General features: G+C 56.5%; 2 pseudogenes. One reads left to right on the plus strand and one right to left on the minus strand.

Features of this window, described 5'->3' with window-relative positions:
- A pseudogene (locus J5224_RS35505) lies at positions 1 to 260 on the plus strand (amidohydrolase); the annotation flags it as partial.
- Between the two features lie 14 nt (positions 261 to 274).
- On the opposite strand, the pseudogene J5224_RS35510 reads toward J5224_RS35505, so the two are convergent.
- Positions 275 to 501, minus strand: a pseudogene (locus J5224_RS35510) (gfo/Idh/MocA family oxidoreductase); the annotation flags it as partial.

The raw sequence follows: 501 nt of genomic DNA on the forward strand, positions 1-501 counted from the left end.
ACGGCTATCAGGTTGAAACCGCAGAACGGCAGATGGGGGGGGAAGATTTTGCGCTTTATTTGCAGGGCTGCCCCGGTACGTTTGTCAGTATCGGCTCTGGCAGCCCGTTTGGCCTGCATCATCCTGGCTTCAACCCTGATGAGTCGGCTATCTACCCTGCATCGCGCTATTTTGCCGCACTGGCAGAAGCCGCATTGCATCAGCTAGCACAAGAGCAACACGCGTCACCGACCAGCAAGGCAACCGCGTCGACCCAGTGATGGGATTTAGCAGATTATTCGCGCTCGGCTGGGGTAATCTGCTGCGCCAGGCTTTGAGCGCATAGCGCCAATTCCGTCACGGTGAACACCCATTGCTGCGTCATGGCGTTTTCAGTACGATTAAGACAGTCCTGCACAAACTCGCGGAAAAAACGCCGCTCGACGTTGCCCGCCGTCGCGATACGCTGCTCGCCCTCCTTATTCACCAGATAGAGAATGTTGCTTTCGCCGCGCGTGATAT

The organism is Candidatus Symbiopectobacterium sp. NZEC135 (assembly GCF_025962695.1).